We start from the raw sequence: 22,046 nt of genomic DNA on the forward strand, positions 1-22,046 counted from the left end.
CCCGAGACCTCGGCGGCGGGCCGGCTGACCCTTGTCGGCACTCCGATCGGCAACCTCGACGACGCCTCAGCCCACATGCGGGCGGCGATCGAGTCCGCCGATGTCATCGCCGCTGAGGACACCCGCCGGTTCCTCGGCTTGGCCGAACGCCTCGGACTCCGCCACACGCGGGAGATCACCAGCCTGTTCGATCACAATGAGCAGGCCAAAGCCGAATCCCTCATCGACGAGGTCGCAGCCGGCAGGCACGTCGTGCTCCTCACCGATGCCGGGATGCCGGCCGTCTCCGACCCCGGATACCGGGTCGTCGCCGCCGCCTACGCCCGCGGCGTCACCGTCACCACCGCCTCGGGTCCGTCAGCGGTCATCACCGCACTCGCCCTGTCCGGGCTGCCGAGCGACCGGTTCGCCTTCGAGGGATTCCTGCCGCGCAAGGCAGGGGAGCGGCGCAGGAAGCTGGGCGCACTGGCCGCCGATGAGCGCACGCTCGTGTGCTTCGAAAGCCCCCACCGGCTCGTCGACGCGCTCGCCGACCTGGAGGCCGCATGCGGACCCGACCGGCAGATCGCGGTGTGCCGGGAGCTGACGAAGACCTACGAAGAGGTCATCCGCGGCACCATCACCGAGGTGCGCGCGCGAGTCGGCGACGGGGTGCGCGGGGAGATCACCCTCGTGATCTCCGGTGCCTCGCCCGAGGCCGCCGACGCCGGTGACTACGTCGCGGAGATGCGCAGGCTCGTTGACGCCGGCATGCGGGTGAAGGACGCTGCCGGTGAAGTCGCCACCCGGCACGGGGTGTCCAAGCGGCAGGCGTATGAAACGTACCTGCAGGCGGAGCGTTAGACTGAGCGTCTATGACGTTCTACCTCACCACAGCGATCGCCTACCCCAACGGCACCCCGCACATCGGCCACGCCTACGAGTACGTCGCCGCCGACATCATCGCCCGGTTCAAGCGACTCGACGGCGAGCAGGTGTTCTTCCTCACCGGCACCGACGAGCACGGCCTGAAGATGCAGCAGACCGCCCAGCGTGAGGGCATCACCAGCCGCGAACTCGCTGACCGCAACGCCGCCAAATTCCGGCACCTGCAGGATGTGCTCGGCTCGACGTATGACCGGTTCATCCGCACCACCGACACCGACCACTACGCGGCCAGCCAGGAGTTGTGGCGGCGGATGGAGGCCGCCGGCGACATCTACCTCGACTCCTACTCGGGCTGGTACTCCGTGCGCGATGAAGCGTACTTCGCCGAAGACGAGACCGAGGTGCGCGACGGCGTGCGCGTGGCGGTGTCCTCCGGTGCCGAGGTGACGTGGACGGAGGAGGAGTCCTACTTCTTCCGGCTGTCCCGCTACGCCGAACCGCTGCTGAAGCTCTACGAGGAGCGGCCCGAGTTCTTCGGGCCCGAAGGCCGCCGCAACGAGATCGCCTCCTTCGTCCGCTCCGGGCTCAACGACCTGTCGATCTCCCGGACCACCTTCGACTGGGGTGTGCCGGTGCCAGGCGATGAGAAGCACGTGATGTACGTGTGGGTCGACGCGCTGACGAACTACCTCACCGGTGCCGGCTTCCCCGGCGAGGCCAGCTCCGGTGACCGGTTCGGGCAGGTGTGGCCGCCGAATGCGCAGATCATCGGCAAGGACATCGCCCGCTTCCACGCCGTGTACTGGCCGGCCTTCCTCATGAGCGCCGGCATCACCCTGCCCGAGCGCATCCACGCCCACGGCTTCCTGTTCAACGCCGGTGAGAAGATGTCGAAATCCGTCGGCAACGTCGTCGACCCCTACGACCTCATCGACGCCTTCGGACTCGACGCCCTGCGCTTCTTCCTGCTGCGGGAGATCTCCTACGGCCAGGACGGCTCCTACTCAGAGGAGTCGATCATCACCCGCAAGAACACCGATCTGGCCAACGAGTACGGCAACCTCGCCCAGCGCTCCCTGTCGATGGTCGCCAAGAACTGCGGCGGCCAGGTGCCCACCCCAGGCTCACTCACCGCCGAGGACGAGGAGCTGCTGGCACTGGCCCGCGGCGTGCTGCCCGAGGCGCGCCGGCATGTCGATGTGCAGAACCTGCACCTCTACGTCGGCGCCTGCTGGAAGGTGCTCTCCGAGGCGAACAGGTACTTCTCGGCCCAGGAACCCTGGAAGCTGAAGAAGACCGACGCCGCCAGGATGGAGACCGTGCTGTGGGTGACCCTGGAGGTCGTGCGCATCATCACGCTGCTCATCCAGCCGGTGATGCCCGAATCGACGGGGAAGATCCTCGATCAGCTCGGCGTGCCGGCAGGGGAGGCGGCGGCAGCAGCCGGTGCCCGCAACGTCCATGCCGCCAATGAGGGCGCTCCGGCGATCACCCCGGTGCACGTCGGTGGAGCCGCAGAGGGCGCAGGCGACCCGGAGGCAGGCCGGCCCGAACCGGCCCGCCTGTTCACCGCAATCGACACCCCGCTGGCCGCCGGCACGCCGCTGCCCAAGCCGGCCCCGGTGTTTCCCAAGTTCCAGGTGGAGGAGTAGGGCTCAATGGCATCACGGGCTGCAGGCACGTATCCCGAGGTTCCCCCACCGCTGAGCGCCCCCGGCGTCGACACCCACTGCCACCTCGACATCGGCGTGGGCGCACGCGGGCCGATCAAGGACGGTGAACCCGCCCCGGAGGTCGAACCCGAAGCAGACGAGACCTTCCCGCCGCTGTCGTTCTTCCATGACACCGCGATGGCTGCCAACATCACGCGCATCGTGCAGATCGGCTGCGAGATGGCCTCGGCCCGCTGGACCGCCGAGGTCGTGGCCGCCGAGGCCGCCGCTGGTCGTGACTGGATGCTCGGCGGGGTGGCGATCCACCCGAACGAGGCGCCCCGGCTGGCAGCCGCCGGCCTGCTGGAGGAGTCGCTGACCGAGATCGAGCAGCTCGCCGGTGCCGGGCGGATCCGGGTGGTCGGTGAGACCGGGCTCGACTACTACCGCACCGCCGACGACGGTGTGGCCGACCAGCAGGAGTCCTTCCGCGCCCACATCGAGATGGCCAAGCGGCTCGACAAGGTGCTCGAGATCCACGACCGGGAGGCCCATGCCGATGTGCTGCGCATCCTCGCTGAGGAGGGCGCACCGGCCAAGACGGTGTTCCACTGCTTCTCAGGCGATGTCGAGATGGCCCGCATCTGCGCCGAGCGCGGCTACTACATGTCGTTTGCGGGCAACGTCACCTTCAAACGCTCCGACGACCTACGGCATGCCGCCTCCGTGGTGCCCGATGAGCTGCTGCTCACCGAGACCGACGCCCCCTTCCTCACACCGCATCCGCACCGCGGCAAGCCCGGCGGGCCGTACCTGACGGCCCTGACCGTGCGGAAGCTCGCTGAGGTGCGCGGCGTCGACGAAGCCCACATCGCCGAGGTCACGACCGCCAACGCCGAGCGGATCTTCGGCTCCTGGGCGCTGAACTGAGAACGGGCTGGGCGGCTGGGCTGGGACTGACGCAGCGCTGGCGGCTCGCACATCGGTGCGCACGAGGGTGCCGGCGACCGGCACCGGTCCGTGCCGGTGATCACCGGCGGTGGGTGGCCGCCTGCACATGCGCCTCGATGCGCGCAGCTGTCGAGAGTCCTCGGTGATTGATGATCTGGGAGACGAACAGCAGCGCCGTCCCCGCACACAGCCAGCCGGCAGCGGCGAGCAGCACGAGCTGCAGCTGCGGACGCAGCTGGGCGTCGTAGGGATCAGGAATGGCCACGGCCGCACCGGACCCGACGAGCAGACCGAATCCGGCGACGGCGACGCCGGTGAGGAAGACGCATCCGAGGCCGATGAGATAGAGGATGATGGCGACGCGGGGCAGCATTCCGGCTGGCAGCGCCTGGAAGAGCTGTTCGCCGCGCAGCGAAGCCAGCGCGGCTCGCGCGCGGAAGCCGAACGCCCCGATGGCGACGAGCAGTGCGTGCAGTGCGATCCACAGGACCAGCGGCAGCACTCCGGCTCGGCCCAGCTCGTGGGTCGTTTCGACGAGGATGGTGGCCGGCATTTTCTGCGGCAGCCAGCTGAAGAGGCCGTAGAGCCAGCCGCTTGCCAGGATGAGGAAACCGGCGGCGGAGAAGATGAGCGTGCTGATGAGCTGCCGATTCAGCAGCCCGCGCAGCCGCAGAATCTGCGAGTGCGCAGGAAGTGCGTCGCCGGTAAGCCCGGCAGACGTACCGCCGGTGGGAAGAGCGCGAGTCGGGTCGACCATAGACCTCAGCCTACGCGTGCACCGGCGCCGCCTCGGCACGTGAGCACCCCCGCGCCTCCGGCTGTGGTACAGGCCGCGTGACAGTGATTCTCCGGCCCGACAGTGCCGCTGACCAGGGCAGATGGATGCGCGGCGCACTGCATATGTCACAGCTTTGCAATGTTGGTAACGAATCGGTTACGCTTGGTCTCGTTCTCATCGCCGCCGCCTGCGCACAGCTGGTCCGGCGGTGCCGGCCCACCGGGGCCGCAAGAGCACTGACATGGAGTCCGCCACCGCGGGCTGGCATATGCAGAGAGTCTATTGGGGTAGTTACGTGATTCCATCCATTCGCAATCGCAAGGTGCAGATCGTCGCGCAGTCGGTCGTCATCTCCGCGCTCGTCGGCGGCACCGGTGCCTTCGTGGCACTGAACAAGCCCGTCAACGTCACGGTCGACGGCGAAGCCGAGCAGGTCCGCAGCTTCGGCTCGACCGTCGACGACGTGCTCGCCGCACAGGACATCACGCTCGACGAGCGCGACCAGGTCCAGCCCAGCCGCAGCACCCAGGTCGAACGCGACATGAACATCGTCGTGAACAAGGCCAAGGACCTCGACCTCACCGTCGACGGCAAGCCGATGGACGAATGGACTAACGCCTCGACCGTCGGACAGGCCCTGGCCGACCTCGGCATCGAACACGAGGGCGCTGAGGTCTCCGCAGCCCTTGATGACAAGATCAGCGACGGCGAGACCATCGACGTCACCACCGCGAAGACCGTCAGCGTCATGGCCGACGGCAAGACCCAGCCGGTCGAGGCCGCCGCCAAGACCGTCCAGGACGTCATCAGCGAAGCCGGCATCGAACTCGGCACCGACGACATCACCTCTGCCCCACTGACCTCCAGCGTCTACGACGGCCAGGTCGTCAATGTCATGCGCGTGGTCAACGAAGAGAAGACCGAGACCGAGACGATCAAGAAGAAGGTCACCGTCAAGAAGGACTCCTCGCTGCCGCGCGGCGAGAAGAAGGTCGAGAAGAAGGGCAAGGACGGCAAGCGCGAGGTCGTCTTCAAGGTCCGCACGGTCAACGGCGACGAGGTCAGCCGCGAGGAGGTCTCCTCCAAGGACATCGAGAAGCCGGTCGAAGAGGTCGTCGTCGAGGGCACCAAGGCCCCGGAGAAGAAGCGCGAATCAGATAAGAGCTCGCGCAGCAAGGACGACAGCGGCTCCGGCGGCTCGGATAACTCCGAGGACAACTACTCCGGCAGCATGACCACCGCCCAGATCAAGGAGATGCTCGGCGGACCCGGCTCCAAGTGGTACTCGATCGCCAAATGCGAGTCGAACTTCAACCCGCGGGCGATCAACCAGTCCAACCGCGCCCACTTCGGGCTCTTCCAGTTCAAGCTCGCCACCTGGCGTTCGGTCGGCGGATCCGGCAACCCGATCGACGCCAGCCCCCAGGAGCAGTTCAAGCGCGCCAAGATCCTGCAGAAGAAGGCAGGATGGGGCCAGTGGTCCTGCGCTTGATCTGAATCCAGCCACCACCTCGGGCCCGGTCATCGCACCGGGCCCGAGGTGTGTCATCCCGTACCCTGGTCAGGTGGCCAGGCGCCTGGAAGGGGGCATCCGTGAAGAAGTCGCAGACCGACATCGATGAAGCCGAGCAGCGCCGCCGGCTGGGCAACACCGACTTCGACATCGAACCGGAGCTGCTCAACGAAGCCGCCGCCACGGTCTCCACCGGCGCCAAGCGGCTCAACCGCACGTGGGTCGAGCTCATCATCACCGGCTTGTTCGGCGGCATCGACGTCTCCTTCGGAATCCTCGCGATGATCCTCGTGCTGCAGGCCACTGGCAGCGACATCCTCGCCGGCATGGCCTTCGGCATCGGCATGTTCGCCCTCAAGATGGCCCACTCGGAGCTGTTCACCGAGGAGTTCCTGCTGCCCATCCACGCGATCGCAGCCGGACAGGGCACCTGGCTCCAGCTGCTGCGGCTGTGGAGCGTCAAACTCGTGACCAACCTCACCGGCGGCTTCGCCTTCATGTGGCTGACGGTGCTCGCCCTGCCGGACTACCACGGCGCCCTCGTCGACAAGGCGGCCAGCTACGTCGACAATCCCTCGCTGCTCGTGATGATCTGCCTGTCGCTGCTCGCCGGCGCCTCCATCACGCTCACCACCCGCATGCAGCAGGGCACCGACAACCACGTCGTCTTCGCTGTCATCTCGATGATCTCCGGGCTCATCGTCATCGGGCTGGGTCTGCTGCACGGTGCACTCAACGCGATGATCATCTTCGGCGCGATGGTCGCCGGAGCTGACATCTCGGTCACGGACTTCCTTGTGTGGATGGCGATCGTCATCCCGTTCAACATGCTCGGCGGGCTGCTCATCATCACGCTGCCGCGGATGGCGCGCACGTGGCGGATCCTGCGGGCAGTGCGCCGCGGTGAGCTGAGCTTCGAAGACCTCGAAGAAGAGGCAGCCCGCGACTGAGCCTGCGTGCTGGCTGTGGCTCCGCGACGGAATTGGCACTCGAGTTGACCGAGTGCCAAGCAGCGCTCTAAAGTCGGATTAGCACACTAAGCCAATGAGTGCTAACAGCCCCTGAAGCGGATCGGCGCGCTCGGCACCCGCGACGACGAGCAGGCCACAGCACCACCCAGTGCCCGCCGCAGGACGCTGTTGAGGACTACAGACAAAGGAGAGTGTCCGCACATGTCGGTCTCCATCAAGCCGCTCGAAGATCGGATCGTCATCCGTCAGGTTGAAGCCGAGCAGACCACTGCATCCGGCCTCGTCATCCCTGACACCGCCAAGGAGAAGCCGCAGGAAGGCGAAGTCGTCGCCGTGGGCCCGGGCCGTGTCGCCGACAACGGCAACCGCGTGCCGCTCGACGTCGCCGTCGGCGACAAGGTCATCTACTCCAAGTACGGCGGCACCGAGGTCAAGTACGCAGGTGAGGAATACCTCGTGCTCTCGGCGCGTGACGTGCTCGCCGTCATCGGCTGAGCATCTGCGCCTGAGCAGACTGTTCGTACTTCACAGAAGGAAGTGACACATGGCTAAAACACTTCAGTTCAACGACGACGCGCGCAAGGCCCTTGAGCGCGGCGTCAACGTGCTGGCCGACACCGTCAAGGTGACCCTCGGCCCGCGCGGCCGCAACGTCGTGCTCGACAAGCAGTGGGGCGCTCCGACCATCACCAACGATGGTGTGACGATCGCCCGCGAGGTCGAACTCGACGATCCGTACGAGAACCTCGGCGCCCAGCTGGCCAAGGAAGTCGCCACCAAGACCAACGATGTCGCCGGTGACGGCACCACGACTGCGACCGTGCTCGCTCAGGCCTTCGTCCACGAGGGTCTGCGCAACGTCGCTGCCGGTGCCGCCCCCAGCCAGCTCAAGCTCGGCATCGAGAAGGCCGTCGAACTCGTTGAGGAGAAGCTGCGGGAGACCGCCCGCGACGTCTCCGGCTCCGAGGAGATCGCCCACGTCGCCGCGCTGTCGGCGCAGTCGCGTGAGATCGGCGAGATGATCGCCGAGGCCTTCGACAAGGTCGGCAAGGACGGCGTCATCACCATCGACGAGAGCCAGGCCGCATCGGTCGAGCTCGAGTTCACCGAGGGCATGCAGTTCGACAAGGGCTACCTGTCGCCGTACTTCGTCACCGACGCAGACCGCCAGGAAGCCGTCCTCGACGACCCCTACATCCTCATCAACCAGGGCAAGATCTCCAACATCCAGGATCTGCTCCCGGTGCTGGAGAAGGTGCAGCAGGCCTCCAAGCCGCTGCTCATCGTCGCTGAGGACGTCGAGGGCGAGGCACTCTCGACCCTCGTGGTCAACAAGCTGCGCGGCATCCTCAACGTCGCTGCCGTCAAGGCACCGGGCTTCGGCGACCGCCGCAAGGCGATCCTCGAAGACCTCGCCGTGCTCACCGGCGGCACCGTCGTCACCGCTGACATGGGCATGAAGCTCGACCAGGTGACGCTTGACGATCTGGGCAACGCCCGGACCGTCACCGTCACCAAGGATTCGACGACCGTCGTCGACGGCGCCGGTTCCGATGACGCCGTATCCGACCGGGTGGCGCAGATCCGCGCCGAGGTCGAGAACACCGATTCGGACTGGGACCGCGAGAAGCTGCAGGAGCGCCTGGCCAAGCTGGCCGGCGGCGTGGCAGTCATCAAGGTCGGTGCCGCAACCGAGGTGGAGCTCAAGGAGCGCAAGCACCGCGTCGAGGACGCAGTGTCGGCTACTCGTGCCGCGATCGAAGAGGGCATCGTCGCCGGCGGCGGCGCAGCCCTCGTCCACGCCGGAAAGGCCCTGGAGAACGTCGACCTCGGCATCTCGGACGACGCTCAGACCGGTCTGACGATCGTGCGCCGCGCGATCGGTGAGCCGCTGCGCTGGATCGCCGAGAACGCCGGCCAGGACGGTTACGTCGTCGCCTCGAAGGTCGCAGAGCTCGACGCCGGCCAGGGCTTCAACGCCGCCACCGGCGAGTACAGCGATCTCATCGCACAGGGCATCATCGACCCGGTCAAGGTGACCCGTTCGGCGCTGCGCAACGCAGCCTCGATCGCAGCACTCGTGCTCACCACCGAGACCCTCGTCGTGGAGAAGCAGGAAGAAGAGGACGAGGACTGATCCTCTGCCCCTGAGCCTGCCTCAGCACTGACACTGCGCCCCTGGGATGGCCTCCCGGGGGCGCGGTGCTGTCATCAGAGTCAGGAGGTCCGGCGGCGGGCCGCTCAGCCGAGCATCGAAGCCGCCATCCCTGTGAAGTAGGGGACGAGCCAGATGATCCACACGATGAGCGAGAAGCGGTGGAAGGTCTGCTTGGCGTCCGCGGTGCCGCGGACCATGACGAGCACCGCCCAGACGAAGTGGACGGCCATGAGCAGCAGCGCCAGTGCGCCGGTGATCGCCATCGTCAGACTGAGGAACCCGGCAGCGGAGCCGGAGAAGAAGTTCGCATCCCCGGATTCGGCGATGCGGCGCATGAATTCGGTGCCGGTGGCATCGCAGACGAGCCCGAGGCCGAAGAATACGACATGAGTCCAGGTGAGGTTCTTGCGCAGGTGCTCGGCCCAGACGCCGACGGTGTAGAAGATGAGCGCGAGGGTGATGAAGATGATGGCAGGTGTCAGCATGTCGCCATCGTCGCGCGGCAGGAAGCCGCGCACATCGGGCCGGCGGCTGACCTCGGCATCAGCCGATCGGTTGATGCTGGCTGCAGGAGCCGCACGGAATCCTCGGCGCGAGCGAAGAGGACTGCTGAACCCGTAGGCTGGGGACATGCCTCGCAGCCCGCTGCCCCCACGTGAGGGGATCTCCGCCACGCGCCTGCGCGCCCCCGGCGGGCATGGGACCCACGCGCTGGCCGGCGCCCCGGTGCCGGGCAGCGTCGATGAGATGCTCGCCGTCCTTGTGCCGGACTCCACACCCGAGGCGCGGGCTGCGCTCGTAACCGACGGCCGCCTGTGCACCGCTGAGGCCGGACCCGCCCGGCTGGAGGACCCGGTCATCCCCGGAGCGTTCTACTGGTTCCACCGCCCGGTGCCGTCCGAGCCCCGGGTGCCGTTCGAGATCGGCATCGTGGACGAGGACGAGGATCTGCTCGTCGTCGACAAGCCGCACTTCCTGGCCAGCACACCCAATGGCCGGTTCGTACGCGAATGCGCCGTCACCCGGCTGCGCGTCGACTGCGGCGAACCGGATCTCGTCGCCATCCACCGCCTCGACCGAGTCACCGCCGGGCTGCTCGTGCTCTCGCGCCGGCTGGAATCCCGTGGACGCTATCAGCGGCTGTTCCAAGACCGGAAGGTGATGAAGACCTACCGGGCGCTGACAGTGCTGCCGCCGGGCTTCGACCCGGATTCGCTGCCCGGTGAGCGCCGCACCCGGCTGGAGAAGACCGCCGGTGACCGGCAGGTCCGCGAAGTCGACGGCGAGCCCAACACCCACACCCGGATCCGGCTGGCAGCCGTGCACGAGGTGACAGGCGGCAGCCAGGCGCCCACCGCCTCGGGAACGGGGGAGGGAGGCGTGCGCATCGGCGAGTTCGAGCTTCAGCCGGTGACCGGCAAGACCCACCAGCTGCGGGTGCACATGCACGCACTGGGCCTGCCGATCCTCGGCGACCCGGTCTACCCGGTCGATGACAACCCGGATCCCTACGATTTCTCCTCGCCCTTGCAGCTGCTGGCATCCGCGCTCGCCTTCACCGACCCGCTGACCGGACAGCAGCGGCGGTTCACCACCAGGCTGCGGCTCGACGCGGCCGCCGCGTGGGCGCAGCTGGGTGGATGAGAACTTCACAAGGCTGCCACAGCAGCGCAACCTGAGGTGGGCCGGTCCGCCGTTACAGTGACACCATGACCGATCCCAACCCGCCTTCGGACCCGGCTGTGCCCCCGCAGCCTCCCCGGCCGCCTTCGCAGCCCCCGCAGCCGTCCCAACCGCCAGCGCAGCGCACGCCCCCGCAGCCGTCCCAACCGCCAGCGCAGCGCACGCCGTCGGGACCGCGCGTGCCGCACCCGCAGCGTGGCGAGCCGTACATGTACGCTGCCGGTGTGCCGCGGGTCGACGGGCGCTACGATCTCAGCGAACTCGACCGGCAGCGCGAGGAGGTCTTCTCCGATAACGGCGAGAAGCCGATCAGATGGCTGCCGCGCTTCGGCCGGGCCGTACTTGTCAGCCTCGCACTGGCCGCAGCCGGGGCCGTCATCGTCTTAATCGTCGGGGCGGAGATGCTGCTCGGCAAGACGGGAGAGGTCGTCCCGGCCGAGCACGCGGGACTCATGGGCCTCATCTTCCTCGTCGTCCTGTCCTGGATGTTCCCATTCATGGACTACAGCATGGTCTTCTCCACCGCCGCCCAGAAGTGGTTGCCGGTTGCGGCGTTCATCTTCGCGACCTCGGCGGTGAACGCCGGGCTGCTGACAGTCTCGACGCTGGTGTGGCCGTACGTGGTCGACTTCGTACCTTCGGGGCTCTTCATCGACAGCTGGGAACCGGATGCGGCACACCTGCTCGTGGTGTTCCTGTGCTGCTGGTCCGTGACGCTCTCAGTCTTCGGTGGGGCTGCCTTCATGGTGCGCATGATGGCGGTCAACCCGATCATCGCCTTCATCCTCGGTGGCGGCTGGGTGCTCGGGAGCTTGGGCCTGGCAGTCGGAATCGTCATGTTCATCAAGGCTGTGCCGGCTTACGACACGACAAGCGTCATCGTCCCTGCCGGGATCACCCTCGCAGTTGTCATCTTCCTGTTCGTCTGCCTCATGCCGGTCACGTCTCTGCGCAGGTCGTCTCCGGAGCCCGCCGGCCCCGTCGGCGGCCCTGTGCAGGAGGACATCGCCGGTGAGCCACCCGCCTGAGCACGCGGAGCGCCTCGGTGTGCGCAGCGTTGTGACCTTCCGGCGGATCGCCGAACGCGACGCTGACCTCAGCGGCCAGCCAGCCGGTGCTCCAGGCCCCGCCTCACCGTCGGCCACTCGCAGGCGATGATCGAATAGACCGCGGTGTCGCGCAGCACCCCGTCGAGCAGCTGGTGGGAGCGCAGCACCCCATCGGGCTTCGCGCCGAGGCGTTCGATCGCCGCCCGGGACTGGAAGTTGTGGAAGTGCGTGCGGAACTCCACCGCAATGCAGTCAAGGGCCTCGAACGCGCGGGTGAGCAGCAGCAGCTTCGCCTCCGCATTCACCCCTGTGCCCTGCACGGCAGGAGACAGCCACGTCGAGCCGATCTCGACCCGCCGGTTGTCCGCATCGATATTCATGAACGTCGTCATGCCCACCGGCCGGCCGTCGGCTAGGACCGTGAACGGCGCCATCGACCCAGCCGCCTGCAGACCCTGCCGGCGCTCGATCTCATCAGCCATCGCCTCGGGCGCGGGCACACGCGTCACCCACGAGGACGGGAGATCACCGGCAGCGGCGGCCAGCGCCTCGGCGTCGGAGAGCTCGACCCGGCGCAGCAGCACCCGGGTGCCGGCCAGCTGCGGGGTCGCGGCGAAGGCATGGGGAACAGACACATCATCGTGATCGCTCATGGGCTCAAGTGTAGGACCGCGCCCGAGGCGTGGGCAGACTCACAGCCGGATCCGCAGGCCGGCCTCACCCCGGGTGTGGTGCCGGGCCGCTGCGACGGACTACGATTGAGCCAGCGACCCCACGCCGTATTCCGCCTCGGGAGGTAGACACAGGTGAACATCGAGCAGCACTTCAAAGCAGCAGAGGATCCCTTCGCGCTGACCGGACTCACCTACGACGATGTGCTGCTGCTGCCCGGGGACACCGACGTCATCCCGTCCGAGGCCTCGACGAGGACCAGGCTGACCCGCGAGATCGACATCAACATCCCGCTGCTGTCGGCAGCGATGGACACAGTGACCGAATCGCGGATGGCGATCGCGATGGCGCGCATCGGCGGCATCGGCATCCTGCACCGCAACCTGAGCAAAGAAGACCAGGCCGAGCAGGCCGACTACGTCAAGCGCAGCGAATCGGGCATGATCAACGACCCGTTGACGATCACCGCCGATCGCAGCCTGGCCGAGCTCGACGAGCTGTGCGGGCAGTACCGGATCTCCGGTCTGCCGGTCGTCGATGAGAACAACGTGCTCGTGGGCATCATCACCAACCGGGACCTGCGCTTCGTCTCCCGCAGGGACTTCGCCACCACCACCGTCGGTGAGATCATGACCCGCGCACCGCTCATCACCGCCCCGGTCGGCGTGTCAGCCGAGAGGGCCTTCGAACTGCTGGCCGAGAACAAGATCGAGAAGCTGCCGCTGGTCGATGACAGCAACGTCATCCGCGGGCTCATCACCGTCAAGGACTTCGTCAAGAGCGAGGAGTACCCGCTGGCGACGAAGGACGACGAGGGCCGGTTGCGCGTCGGTGCGGCCGTCGGCTTCTACGGCGACGCCTACGACCGCGCCGGACTGCTGGCCGAAGCAGGTGTCGACGTGCTCGTCGTCGACACCGCCAACGGCCACGCCCGCGGCGTCACCGAGATGATCCGCACCCTGAAGAAGGACCCGAAGTTCGCCGGCGTCCAGGTGATCGGCGGCAATGTCGCCACCCGGCTCGGCGCGCAGGCGCTCATCGACGCCGGTGCTGATGCCATCAAGGTCGGGGTGGGGCCCGGCTCGATCTGCACCACCCGCGTCGTCGCAGGTGTTGGTGTGCCGCAGGTGACCGCCATCCACCTGGCACACCAGGCCGCCCGCGAGGCCGGCGTGCCGGTGATCGGCGACGGCGGACTGCAGTACTCCGGCGACATCGGCAAGGCACTTGTCGCCGGTGCTGATTCCGTCATGGTCGGTTCCCTGCTCGCCGGCTGCAATGAGAGCCCCGGTGAGCTCATCTTCGTCAACGGCAAGCAGTACAAGGCCTACCGCGGGATGGGCTCGCTCGGTGCGATGGCCCCGCGCAAGGGAGCCTCGTACTCCAAGGACCGCTACTTCCAGGCCGATGTCTCAACCGACACCGACCTCATCCCCGAAGGCGTCGAGGGCCGGGTCGCCTACCGCGGGGAACTCAAGCAGGTCGCCCACCAGCTCACCGGCGGACTGCGGCAGACGATGTTCTACGTCGGCGCCCGTACGATCACCGAGCTGAAGGAGAAGGGTCAGTTCGTCCGCCTCACCGCCGCAGGGCTCAAGGAGAGCCACCCGCACGACATCCAGATGACCGTCGAGGCACCGAACTACACGGTGAAGTGACAGTGGCAGCTGCCGAGAAGCCGCAGGCGGCGCCGGTGGACGGGGCTGGCGAGACCGCGCCGTCGGTGTCCGAGCTGACCGCCAGTGCGCAGAACTACCTCAAGATCATCTGGAGCGTCCAGGAATGGGATCCTGAGCGCGAACCCGTCCAGCCCAGCGTCATCGCCGAGAAGGCCGGGCTGCGCATGTCGACGGTCTCCGATGCGATCAAGCGCCTCGGCAAGCAGGGGCTGGTGACCCACACCCCCTACGGTGCGGTGTCGCTGACCGATGAGGGCCGGGCGCATGCCGTGCAGATGGTGCGCCGCCACCGGCTCATCGAGACCTTCCTCGTCCAGGTGCTCGGCTACGGCTGGGACGAAGTCCACGACGAGGCCGAAGTGCTCGAACACGCCGTCTCCGACGAGCTCGTCGACCGGATCTCCGCCCACCTCGGCAACCCCGACCGCGACCCGCACGGCGACCCGATCCCAGCCGCCGACGGTCAGGTCGCCACACCTCAGGCGCGGCAGCTCACCGACTGCGAACCCGGGGCCGGCTACCGGCTCGAGCGGATCTCGGATGCCGACCCGGAGCTGCTGCAGTTCCTCGCCGAGCGCGGCATCGAGGTCGGCACCGACTTCACACTGGCTGCAGGAGCCCCGTACTCCGGCACGCTGGTGCTCGAACGCACAGGCCAGCCCGCCCTCACCCTCGGTGCTGAGGCGGCAGCGGCGATGTGGGCCTCACAGCGCTGAGCGGAGCCGGCGGCGCTTGAGCTGCCGGGCAATAACGCCCTGGCGCGGGCTGAAGAGGTAGACGAGGGTGAAGACGAAGCCCTGGGCCAGCACGATCATGCCGCCCGATGCGGTGTCGGCGTAGTAGCTGATGTACAGGCCGATGAGCGAGCAGCCGACCGAGATCGCCGGGGCGATGATGAGCATCATGCTCATCCGGTTCGTCAGCAGGTAGGCCGAGGCGCCGGGGATGATGAGCATTGCCACGACGAGGACGACGCCGACGATCTGCAGCGTCGCCACCGCGGTGACGGCCAGCAGGGCGAGCATGACCGCGCCGATGAGACGAGGGCTCATGCCGATCGCATGCGCGTGCGTCGGGTCGAAGGCGTAGAGGGTGAAGTCGCGGCGCTTGAGGAGCACGACGAGCAGCACAGCGATCGTGAGGATGAGGATCTGGGTGAGATCCTGCCGGGACACACCGAGGATGTTGCCGAAGATGATGTGCATGAGGTCCGTGTCCGAGGGGGTGACGGACACGAGCACGATGCCGAAGGCGAACAGCGTGGTGAACACGATGCCGATCGCGGCGTCCTCCTTGACCCGGGAGGTGTCGCGCACCGCCCCGATGAGGATGACGGCGAGGAACCCGAACACGAGCGCACCGATGGCGAACGGCAGGTCGAGGACATAGGCGAGCACGACCCCGGGCAGCACCGCATGGGAGACGGCATCGCCCATGAGCGACCAGCCGATGAGCACCAGCCAGCACGACAGCAGCGCACACACGATCGAGACCATGACCGCGGCGATGAGCGCGCGGGTCATGAACTCATAGCTCAGCGGGTCGGCGAGCAGGTGAAGGATGTTCATCGCGTCTCACCGTCCCAGTTCTCATCGGCGGCCGCAGCGTCGCCGGCAGCTGCGGCTTCGGCTTCAGCCACGGCCCCGCCGTCAGCCGGGGCCTCGTCGGCCCGCCGGGTGTCGGTCGGCCGGCCGAGCGGATCGAGTCCGAAGGCCAGCGCCAGGTTCTGCGGGCGCAGCACCTCGGCAGGCGAGTCGTGCAGCAGCACACGGCGCATGAGCAGGATCGCCTCATCGGCCAGATCCGGCAGCGCGTGCAGGTCATGGGTGGACACGACGATCGTCGTCCCGGAATCGGCGGCCTCGCGCAGCACCGTCGAGATCATCTGCTCAGAGCGCTTGTCGACGCCGGCGAAGGGCTCATCGAGCAGCAGCACCGAGGCTCCCTGCGCCAGCCCCCGGGCGACGAAGGCGCGCTTGCGCTGCCCGCCGGAGAGCTGGCCGATCTGCCGGCCGGCCAGCTCGCTGAGCTCGACGCGGGCCAGTGCGGCCTCGACGGCGTCCTGGTCGGTGCGGGTGAGCCGGCGGGTGATCCCGGTGCGCCCGTAGCGGCCGGTGCCCACCACCTCGCGCACGGTGATCGGGAAGTCCCAGTCGACGGTCTCGGCCTGCGGCACGTACCCGATGAGCCCGGCCCGCCGGGCCTTGGCAGGCGGGAGGCCTGCGATGCGCACGGAACCGGACTGCGGCTTGAGGCTGCCGACGATCGACTTGAACAGGGTGGACTTACCGGCGCCGTTCATGCCGACCAGACCGCAGATGCGGCCGCGCCCGATGACGGCACTCGCTTCGTCGAGAGCCAGCACTGAGCCATAGCGCACCGTGACGTTCCGGACCTCCAGGGCGGTGGACGCGCCGGGTCCGGGTGGGTGCGCCGCAGGCTGGTGCGGGTGCCGGGAAGAGTTCATCGGTGTCCAGTCAAGCGCAGTCGGATGAACGACGCCAGTAAGGCTGTGGTGGCCGTCATGCACCTTGGGCCCCAGTCAGGGCATCGGCGATGGTCTCGGCATCGTGGGTGATGAGATCGAGGTAGCTCGGCACAGGGCCGTCTGCGGTGGTGAGCGAGTCGACGTAGAGGGTGCCGCCGAAGGTCGCGTCGGTGGCGTCGACGACCTGCTGCATCGCCTTGTCATTCACCGTCGATTCGCAGAACACGGCCGGGACGTCGTTGTCGCGCACGAACTCGATGGCCGAAGCGACCTGCTGCGGGGTGGCCTCGTGCTCGGCGTTGACCGGCCAGATGTACTTCTCCGTCAGACCGGCATCGCGGGCGAGGTAGGAGAAGGCGCCTTCGCAGGTGACGAGCGCACGCTGGTTCTCCGGCAGGGCCGCAAGCGTATCGGCCAGGTTCGTTTCGACCTCGGTGAGCTTGGCGGTGTAGTCCTCGGCGTTGGCTTCGAAGTCCGCGGCGTGGTCGGGTGCGAGGTCGCTGAAGGCGGTGACCATGTTCTCGACGTAGATCGCGGTGTTGGAAGGCGACATCCAGGCGTGCGGGTTCGGTTTGCCGGCGTCGGCGTCCTCGGTGATGTCGATCGGCGTGATGCCCTCGCTGAGCACGACGTGCTCGGTGCCGGCGACGTCGATGAACTGCTCGAACCACTTCTCCAGGCCCATGCCGTTCTCGAGGACGAGGTCGGCCTCCTCAGCGTGCCGGATGTCGCTGGGGGAGGGCTCGTAGCCGTGGATCTCCGCACCTTCCTGCGTGATCGACTCCACCCGCAGGTGATCGCCTGCCACATTGGCTGCGATGTCCTTGAGCACGGTGAAGGTGGTGAGCACCAGCGGGCGGTCGTCGTCCGCGCCCGAGGTGGTCGCAGGGCTGCAGGCGGACAGTGCCAGTGCGGTTACGCTCACCAGGCCGGTGAGCAGAAGGGGGATGCGCCGGGTGCGGCTGTGCGCGCGAGGTGAGCGCGGGCGGGGGAGGGGGGAACGGAATGTCATGGCATCACCATAGTTCCCCTCAGCGAATCTGCAAAGTTCGCCTATGCGAACTTTTTGATGTGCGCAAGCGATGCGGGGTCGGTTTCGGGATCTCAGTCCTTCTTCGGCCGGCCGATCCCGCGGTAGTGCTGCAGCTGTTCGGGGGTGAGCCGGCGGAACAGCGCCTCCTGGGCGACCGAGGCGACGAGCACGCCGTCGGCTGTGGTGATGTCGCCGTTGTACAGGCCGCGACCGTAGGCTGCTGAGCGCGGAGCGTAATCGCACAGCACCCAGTCGTTCATGTCCACCGGCCGGTGGAACCACAGCGAGTGATCGAGACTCGAACCGGACTTGAACTCATCGGTGTTGAACGCCCCCAGGCCTGAGGAGATGTCGGACAGGTAGGTGAGAGCGCAGATGTGCAGCAGCTCGGAGTCACCGAGGTCTTCTGTGCAGCGGGCCCAGAACCGGACCGGATAGTCGGTCGTCTCGAACGGCTGGTCGGTGCTGCGGGCCTCGAAGGAGAACATCCGCGGCATCGGTGAGGGGTCCCCGAAGCGGATCTCCGCCTCGGCGGCGGCCGTCGGGCCCTGCAGGTCGGGGCTGTCGTTGCCGCGGGTGAAGTTGATGGCCATATTGAAGATGACATCGCCGTCCTGGGTGGCGACGACCCGGCGAGCGGAGTAGGAGCCGCCGTCGCGGTCCCGGAAAACCTGAAAGACCGTCGGCCGGGCGGCATTGCCCGGGCGCAGGAAGTACCCGTGCAGGGAGTGCGGCTTGCGCTCGGCATCGACGGTCAGAGCCGCGGCGTGCACGGACTGCGCTGCGACCTGCCCGCCGTAGAGGGCGTAGGGCTCATCGAAGACGTAGCCGGCGCGGTAGATGTTCTTGTCGATCTTCTCCAGCTGCATGAGCTCGAGGAACGAGCCCTCGCCGGTTTCGCTGGGTGAGAAGAGCACATCGCTCACAGGTTTCCTCCGATTCGGTCAGGACAGCAGGCGGCCTATCCTCCGATCCTAGCGACCCATGTGTGCGGACTCCGCGCGCCGCCGCCTCGTCACATGCCGGCGCACAGTGGCGTCATCGGCCAGGACTGTTAGAGTGGCGGACAGACATGGGGTGCCCGGCGGGCCGGGCTGAGAACACACCCATCGAACCTGATCTGGATCATGCTGGCGAAGGGATTGTCATGACACAGCAGCACCCATCTGCCGCCGCACAGACGGCGGCCTCGATACCCGATCTCGCAGCGGCGGTGACCGCAGTGCGGGAGTCGAATCCGCTCGTCCAGTGCATCACGAACACCGTCGTGCAGCCGCTGAGCGCCAATGCGCTGCTGGCGATCGGCGCCTCACCGGCGATGATCAACCACGAAGCCGACGCCGCCCAGTTCGCCCGCATCTCCGACGGCCTGCTCATCAACTTCGGCACCGCCAGCTCCCACAACTTCCTCGCCGCCGATGCCGCCATCACCGCCGCCCGTGAGACCGGCACCCCGTGGGTGCTCGATCCCGTGTCCTACGGCGTCATCGACTACCGCACCACCCGCATCAAGCAGGCCCTGACCTGGCAGCCGACCGCCATCCGCGGCAACGCCTCTGAGATCGCAGCCCTGGCCGGCACCGGTGCCGGCGCCCGCGGCGTCGACTCCACCGACGAGGTCGAGGCCGTGCTGGAGGCTGCGATCCAGCTCTCCCACGCACTCGGCTCCGTCGTCGCCGTCTCCGGAGAGGTCGACGCGATCGTCCACGCCGGGGAGCAGGTGTGCATCGCCCGGGTCTCGGGCGGTTCGGACTACATGCCGCTGGTCGTGGGCACCGGCTGCTCGCTCGGCGGTGTCGTCGCCGCCTACCTCGGCGCCCTGCCGGCCGACCCGTTCGCCGCTGTCGTCGCCGCCCACGCTCACTATGCGGCCGCCGGCACGCGTGCGGCCGGCACGAGCCGCGGGCCCGGCAGCTTCGCCGTCGAGTTCCTCGACGCCCTGCATTCCGTCACCGCTGCTGACATCGCCGCAGTCGGCGTCAGCTACGACACCGTGGAGGTCACCGAATGAGCCACGATCGCCTCGCCGGCATCGACACCGCCCTGTACTTCATCACCGACTCCGCACAGTGTGCTGCGGCTGGCCGCTCAGTGGCCGACACCGTCGCCGAGGCGGTGGCCGGCGGAGCGGGCATGGTCCAGATCCGTGACAAGGACATCACCGACGACGCCATGTACGACCTCACGTGCGACGTGCTGCGGGCCGTCGACGAGGTGCTCGGCGATGCGAAGATCACCCGGCCGGTGCCGGTGTTCGTCAACGACCGCGTCGCCGTGGTCGAACAGCTCAACAGGGAGGGCCACCTCGTGCACCTGCACGTCGGCCAGGACGACATGCCGTTTGCCGAAGTCCGCCAGCACATCGGCCAGGAAGCCCTGCTCGGGCTCTCGGCCACCACCCCCGATGAGTTCGCCGCCGCCCGCGAGGCCGGCTCGGTCGACCTGCTCGGCGTGGGCCTGGCGTTTCCGACGACGACGAAGAGGAACGCCCGCGATGTCCTCGGACCCGGCAAGATCCGCGCGCTGGCCGGCGAGGCCGGTCTGCCGGTCTTCGGCATCGGCGGCATCGACCTGGCCGGTGCTGCCAAGATGCACGGCACCGGAGTCGCCGGCATCTGCGTCGTCTCAGCCATCTGCACAGCCGCCGACCCGCGGGCGGCCGCTGCTGCGATCAAGGCCGCGTTCCTCACCGGCCAGACACCCGGCACCGAGGACCGGACTGAGACGGCCGGCGACACCGGCTCCCACACCGCAGACGGAGGACGCTGAAAATGACCGCACCCGCATCCCGCCCGCCGATCGCCCTGTCCATCGCCGGCACCGACCCGTCCGGCGGCGCCGGCATCCACGCCGACCTCAAGGCCTTCTGTGCCCGCGGCGTCTACGGCACCACCGCGATCACCGCGCTAGTGGCGCAGAACACCCACGGCGTCAGCGAGGTCTACGGCATCGACGATGCCCTCGTTTCCTCCCAGCTGGCCAGCGTGCTCGACGACATGCCCGTCGATGCGACGAAGACCGGGATGCTCGCAACCCGCAGCCTCGTCGAACTCGTCTGCCGGAGTGCCGATGAGAAGGACCTCGGCTACTTCGTCGTCGACCCCGTCATGGTCGCCACCTCCGGGCACCGGCTGCTCGATGACGACGCCGTCGATTCGGTCCGCAGCCAGCTCATGCCGCGTGCGGACCTCATCACCCCGAACCTGCCCGAGGCCGCACTGCTGCTCAGCGACACGGAACCCGAAGCCGCAAGCATCGAGCAGATGCGCGACCAGGCCGGCCGGCTCATCGACCGCGGCGCGAACGGCGTGCTGCTCAAAGGCGGCCACGGTGCCGACGACGAGGTCGTCGACGTCCTCGCCCTGGCCGACGGCACCACCGCCGAGTTCACCCACACCCGCATCCGCACCCCGAACACCCACGGCACCGGCTGCACCCTGTCGGCGACGATCACCGCCGAGATGGCCGCCGCCCGCCACGGGCAGGCGAGCATGGCCTCGGCAGCGGACACCACCGCCTCGGGAGCGGAGACCACCGCCTCGGGAGCGGAGACCACCGCCTCGGGAACGGAGATCACCACCTCGGAGACCATCACTGCAGCCGTCGAACGGTCACTGGACTACCTCGCCCGTGCGCTGGCCTCGGCGGCCGACTGGCAGCTGAGCCTCAACCCCGAAGGCGCCCACGGGCCGGTCGACCACCTCGTCGACCTCACCGTCACCCGCTGAACCCACCCACCTCGAAGATGAGCGCCCGCCGCGCGCGGGCACCGTAGGAAAGGACTTCCATGACCGACCGCAACCGCTTCGTCGCAGGCGAGCACACCCAGGCGATCTGGGACTCCGTCGCCGGCACCCTCGATGAGATCGAGAACCTGCCCTTCCTCGACGCCCTGGCCACCGGCGAACTGCCGGTGCAGACCTTCGTCAACTACATCCTGCAGGACGAGCTCTACCTCAACGGCTACGCCCGCGCCATGAGCCAGCTCGGCGTACGCGCCCCGCACCGCGAGGACACCCGGTTCTGGGCCCTCGCGGCAGGCGAGGCCGTCACTGTCGAAGAGGACATGCACGGCGCACTGCTGGCCGAGGAGCGGTTCGCCCCGGCCCGCCGCCAGCTGACCGACCCCGACGGCCAGCCGCAGCCCTCGCCGACGACCCTGGGCTACACCTCCTACCTCATCGCCCAGGCCGCAACCGCTGCCTACCCGGTCGGTGTGGCCGCAGTGCTGCCGTGCTTCTGGGTCTACGCCCACATGGGCAAGGTGCTCACCGAACGCGTCGGCGAGGCAATGGACTCCCACCCGTACCGTGCCTGGATCGAAACCTACGACAGCGCCGAATTCGACGAATCGGTCGACGGTGCCGTTGCGATCCTCGAACGCGAGATGGCCGCAGCCGATGCGCCCACCCGGCAGGCCATGATGGCGGCATTCGCGCAGGCCACCGTGTACGAACTGCACTTCTGGGCGTCTGCGCACATCTTCCAGTCCTGGGACGTCGCCGCACTCGGCGAACCGGCAGTCGAGGCCGCGCTATCCTGAGCGGATGAC

At 67.9% G+C, this 22,046-nt stretch carries 22 protein-coding genes and 1 riboswitch; of the genes, 15 read left to right on the forward strand and 7 right to left on the reverse strand.

The genetic code is table 11. From position 1 onward, the window contains the following. The 3 genes from rsmI to H9634_RS11070 form a co-directional block, all read left to right on the forward strand. The coding region (gene rsmI / locus H9634_RS11060) for a 16S rRNA (cytidine(1402)-2'-O)-methyltransferase (protein ID WP_318245089.1) at positions 1-843 on the forward strand (843 nt) is incomplete at its 5' end. A gap of 11 nt (positions 844-854) precedes the next feature. Then, the gene (gene metG, locus H9634_RS11065; protein ID WP_191726706.1) at positions 855-2,519 is read left to right on the forward strand and encodes a methionine--tRNA ligase; all 1,665 of its coding nucleotides are present in this window, start codon (positions 855-857) and stop codon (positions 2,517-2,519) included. Positions 2,520-2,525: 6 nt separating this feature from the next. Further along, positions 2,526-3,449 (forward strand): TatD family hydrolase, encoded by a 924-nt coding sequence (locus H9634_RS11070; RefSeq protein ID WP_191726707.1) that lies wholly within the window; start codon positions 2,526-2,528, stop codon positions 3,447-3,449. A gap of 100 nt (positions 3,450-3,549) precedes the next feature. On the opposite strand, the gene H9634_RS11075 is transcribed toward H9634_RS11070, so the two are convergent. Beyond that, entirely contained in the window at positions 3,550-4,227 is a 678-nt protein-coding gene (locus H9634_RS11075; RefSeq protein WP_191726708.1) for a hypothetical protein, read from the reverse strand. A 316-nt stretch (positions 4,228-4,543) separates the two neighbouring features. On the opposite strand from H9634_RS11075, the gene H9634_RS11080 reads away from it, so the two are divergent. The 4 genes from H9634_RS11080 (at position 4,544) to groL (ending at position 8,869) form a co-directional block, all read left to right on the forward strand. Beyond that, complete coding sequence (locus H9634_RS11080) at positions 4,544-5,740, forward strand: ubiquitin-like domain-containing protein (RefSeq protein ID WP_191726709.1); 1,197 nt, start codon at positions 4,544-4,546, stop codon at positions 5,738-5,740. A 101-nt stretch (positions 5,741-5,841) separates the two neighbouring features. Continuing rightward, positions 5,842-6,711 (forward strand): formate/nitrite transporter family protein, encoded by an 870-nt coding sequence (locus H9634_RS11085; protein WP_318245090.1) that lies wholly within the window; start codon positions 5,842-5,844, stop codon positions 6,709-6,711. Between the two features lie 222 nt (positions 6,712-6,933). Then, the gene (gene groES, locus H9634_RS11090; RefSeq protein ID WP_102161854.1) at positions 6,934-7,227 is read left to right on the forward strand and encodes a co-chaperone GroES; all 294 of its coding nucleotides are present in this window, start codon (positions 6,934-6,936) and stop codon (positions 7,225-7,227) included. A 49-nt stretch (positions 7,228-7,276) separates the two neighbouring features. Further along, positions 7,277-8,869, forward strand: a complete 1,593-nt coding sequence (gene groL / locus H9634_RS11095; RefSeq protein WP_191726710.1) for a chaperonin GroEL — start codon at positions 7,277-7,279, stop codon at positions 8,867-8,869. Positions 8,870-8,973: 104 nt separating this feature from the next. Here groL and H9634_RS11100 read toward each other — a convergent pair whose 3' ends face one another. Further along, the gene (locus H9634_RS11100) at positions 8,974-9,522 is read right to left on the reverse strand and encodes an HsmA family protein (RefSeq protein WP_225210858.1); all 549 of its coding nucleotides are present in this window, start codon (positions 9,520-9,522) and stop codon (positions 8,974-8,976) included. Between H9634_RS11100 and H9634_RS11105 the strand changes: the two genes are divergently transcribed. After that, positions 9,521-10,534 carry a pseudouridine synthase gene (locus H9634_RS11105; RefSeq protein ID WP_191726711.1) on the forward strand — a complete coding sequence of 338 codons (1,014 nt, stop codon included), beginning with the start codon at positions 9,521-9,523 and terminating at the stop codon, positions 10,532-10,534. The genes H9634_RS11100 and H9634_RS11105 overlap by 2 nt on opposite strands. 218 nt (positions 10,535-10,752) lie before the next feature. Beyond that, positions 10,753-11,601 carry a hypothetical protein gene (locus H9634_RS11110; RefSeq protein WP_191726712.1) on the forward strand — a complete coding sequence of 283 codons (849 nt, stop codon included), beginning with the start codon at positions 10,753-10,755 and terminating at the stop codon, positions 11,599-11,601. Positions 11,602-11,669: 68 nt separating this feature from the next. Here H9634_RS11110 and H9634_RS11115 read toward each other — a convergent pair whose 3' ends face one another. Then, the gene (locus H9634_RS11115) at positions 11,670-12,275 is read right to left on the reverse strand and encodes a GNAT family N-acetyltransferase (RefSeq protein ID WP_191726713.1); all 606 of its coding nucleotides are present in this window, start codon (positions 12,273-12,275) and stop codon (positions 11,670-11,672) included. Between the two features lie 153 nt (positions 12,276-12,428). Between H9634_RS11115 and guaB the strand changes: the two genes are divergently transcribed. Together guaB and H9634_RS11125 are read left to right on the forward strand one after the other, a co-directional pair. Next, positions 12,429-13,952, forward strand: coding sequence for an IMP dehydrogenase (gene guaB / locus H9634_RS11120; protein WP_191726714.1), 1,524 nt, complete (start codon positions 12,429-12,431; stop codon positions 13,950-13,952). Continuing rightward, on the forward strand, positions 13,949-14,689 hold the full coding sequence (locus H9634_RS11125; RefSeq protein ID WP_318245091.1) for a metal-dependent transcriptional regulator: 741 nt from the start codon (positions 13,949-13,951) through the stop codon (positions 14,687-14,689). Before guaB ends, H9634_RS11125 begins: the two co-directional genes overlap by 4 nt. Here H9634_RS11125 and H9634_RS11130 read toward each other — a convergent pair. The 4 genes from H9634_RS11130 to H9634_RS11145 form a co-directional block, all read right to left on the reverse strand. After that, the gene (locus tag H9634_RS11130) at positions 14,678-15,541 is read right to left on the reverse strand and encodes a metal ABC transporter permease (protein ID WP_191726715.1); all 864 of its coding nucleotides are present in this window, start codon (positions 15,539-15,541) and stop codon (positions 14,678-14,680) included. The genes H9634_RS11125 and H9634_RS11130 overlap by 12 nt on opposite strands. Further along, positions 15,538-16,440 carry a metal ABC transporter ATP-binding protein gene (locus H9634_RS11135; protein ID WP_191726716.1) on the reverse strand — a complete coding sequence of 301 codons (903 nt, stop codon included), beginning with the start codon at positions 16,438-16,440 and terminating at the stop codon, positions 15,538-15,540. Before H9634_RS11135 ends, H9634_RS11130 begins: the two co-directional genes overlap by 4 nt. Positions 16,441-16,495: 55 nt before the next feature. Then, on the reverse strand, positions 16,496-17,473 hold the full coding sequence (locus tag H9634_RS11140; RefSeq protein WP_191726717.1) for a metal ABC transporter substrate-binding protein: 978 nt from the start codon (positions 17,471-17,473) through the stop codon (positions 16,496-16,498). A gap of 92 nt (positions 17,474-17,565) precedes the next feature. Then, entirely contained in the window at positions 17,566-18,420 is an 855-nt protein-coding gene (locus tag H9634_RS11145) for an acyl-CoA thioesterase (protein ID WP_318245093.1), read from the reverse strand. A 137-nt stretch (positions 18,421-18,557) separates the two neighbouring features. Next, positions 18,558-18,654: riboswitch (TPP riboswitch) on the forward strand. On the opposite strand from H9634_RS11145, the gene thiM reads away from it, so the two are divergent. From thiM to H9634_RS11165, 4 genes are all read left to right on the forward strand, one after another. Then, a complete protein-coding gene (thiM, locus tag H9634_RS11150; RefSeq protein WP_191726718.1) occupies positions 18,642-19,505 on the forward strand; it encodes a hydroxyethylthiazole kinase in 864 nt (287 codons plus the stop codon). (Overlaps the previous riboswitch by 13 nt.) Then, a complete protein-coding gene (gene thiE, locus H9634_RS11155) occupies positions 19,502-20,263 on the forward strand; it encodes a thiamine phosphate synthase (RefSeq protein ID WP_191726719.1) in 762 nt (253 codons plus the stop codon). The genes thiM and thiE overlap by 4 nt, the downstream gene beginning before the upstream one ends. A gap of 2 nt (positions 20,264-20,265) precedes the next feature. Next, positions 20,266-21,222, forward strand: a complete 957-nt coding sequence (thiD, locus tag H9634_RS11160; RefSeq protein WP_191726720.1) for a bifunctional hydroxymethylpyrimidine kinase/phosphomethylpyrimidine kinase — start codon at positions 20,266-20,268, stop codon at positions 21,220-21,222. A gap of 59 nt (positions 21,223-21,281) precedes the next feature. Next, complete coding sequence (locus H9634_RS11165) at positions 21,282-22,037, forward strand: TenA family protein (RefSeq protein ID WP_191726721.1); 756 nt, start codon at positions 21,282-21,284, stop codon at positions 22,035-22,037. Positions 22,038-22,046: the final 9 nt, after the last annotated feature.

Origin of the sequence: Brevibacterium gallinarum (genome assembly GCF_014836885.1) — a bacterium.
Taxonomy (GTDB): domain Bacteria; phylum Actinomycetota; class Actinomycetes; order Actinomycetales; family Brevibacteriaceae; genus Brevibacterium; species Brevibacterium gallinarum.

Coding starts and splice junctions, on each gene's coding strand:
- metG (WP_191726706.1), top strand. CDS start 855: ATGACGTTCTACCTCACCACAGCGATCGCCTACCCCAACGGCACCCCG.
- H9634_RS11070 (WP_191726707.1), top strand. CDS start 2,526: ATGGCATCACGGGCTGCAGGCACGTATCCCGAGGTTCCCCCACCGCTG.
- H9634_RS11075 (WP_191726708.1), bottom strand. CDS start 4,227: ATGGTCGACCCGACTCGCGCTCTTCCCACCGGCGGTACGTCTGCCGGG.
- groES (WP_102161854.1), top strand. CDS start 6,934: ATGTCGGTCTCCATCAAGCCGCTCGAAGATCGGATCGTCATCCGTCAG.
- groL (WP_191726710.1), top strand. CDS start 7,277: ATGGCTAAAACACTTCAGTTCAACGACGACGCGCGCAAGGCCCTTGAG.
- H9634_RS11105 (WP_191726711.1), top strand. CDS start 9,521: ATGCCTCGCAGCCCGCTGCCCCCACGTGAGGGGATCTCCGCCACGCGC.
- H9634_RS11100 (WP_225210858.1), bottom strand. CDS start 9,522: ATGTCCCCAGCCTACGGGTTCAGCAGTCCTCTTCGCTCGCGCCGAGGA.
- H9634_RS11115 (WP_191726713.1), bottom strand. CDS start 12,275: ATGAGCGATCACGATGATGTGTCTGTTCCCCATGCCTTCGCCGCGACC.
- H9634_RS11130 (WP_191726715.1), bottom strand. CDS start 15,541: ATGAACATCCTTCACCTGCTCGCCGACCCGCTGAGCTATGAGTTCATG.
- H9634_RS11135 (WP_191726716.1), bottom strand. CDS start 16,440: ATGAACTCTTCCCGGCACCCGCACCAGCCTGCGGCGCACCCACCCGGA.
- H9634_RS11140 (WP_191726717.1), bottom strand. CDS start 17,473: ATGACATTCCGTTCCCCCCTCCCCCGCCCGCGCTCACCTCGCGCGCAC.
- thiM (WP_191726718.1), top strand. CDS start 18,642: ATGACACAGCAGCACCCATCTGCCGCCGCACAGACGGCGGCCTCGATA.
- thiE (WP_191726719.1), top strand. CDS start 19,502: ATGAGCCACGATCGCCTCGCCGGCATCGACACCGCCCTGTACTTCATC.
- thiD (WP_191726720.1), top strand. CDS start 20,266: ATGACCGCACCCGCATCCCGCCCGCCGATCGCCCTGTCCATCGCCGGC.
- H9634_RS11165 (WP_191726721.1), top strand. CDS start 21,282: ATGACCGACCGCAACCGCTTCGTCGCAGGCGAGCACACCCAGGCGATC.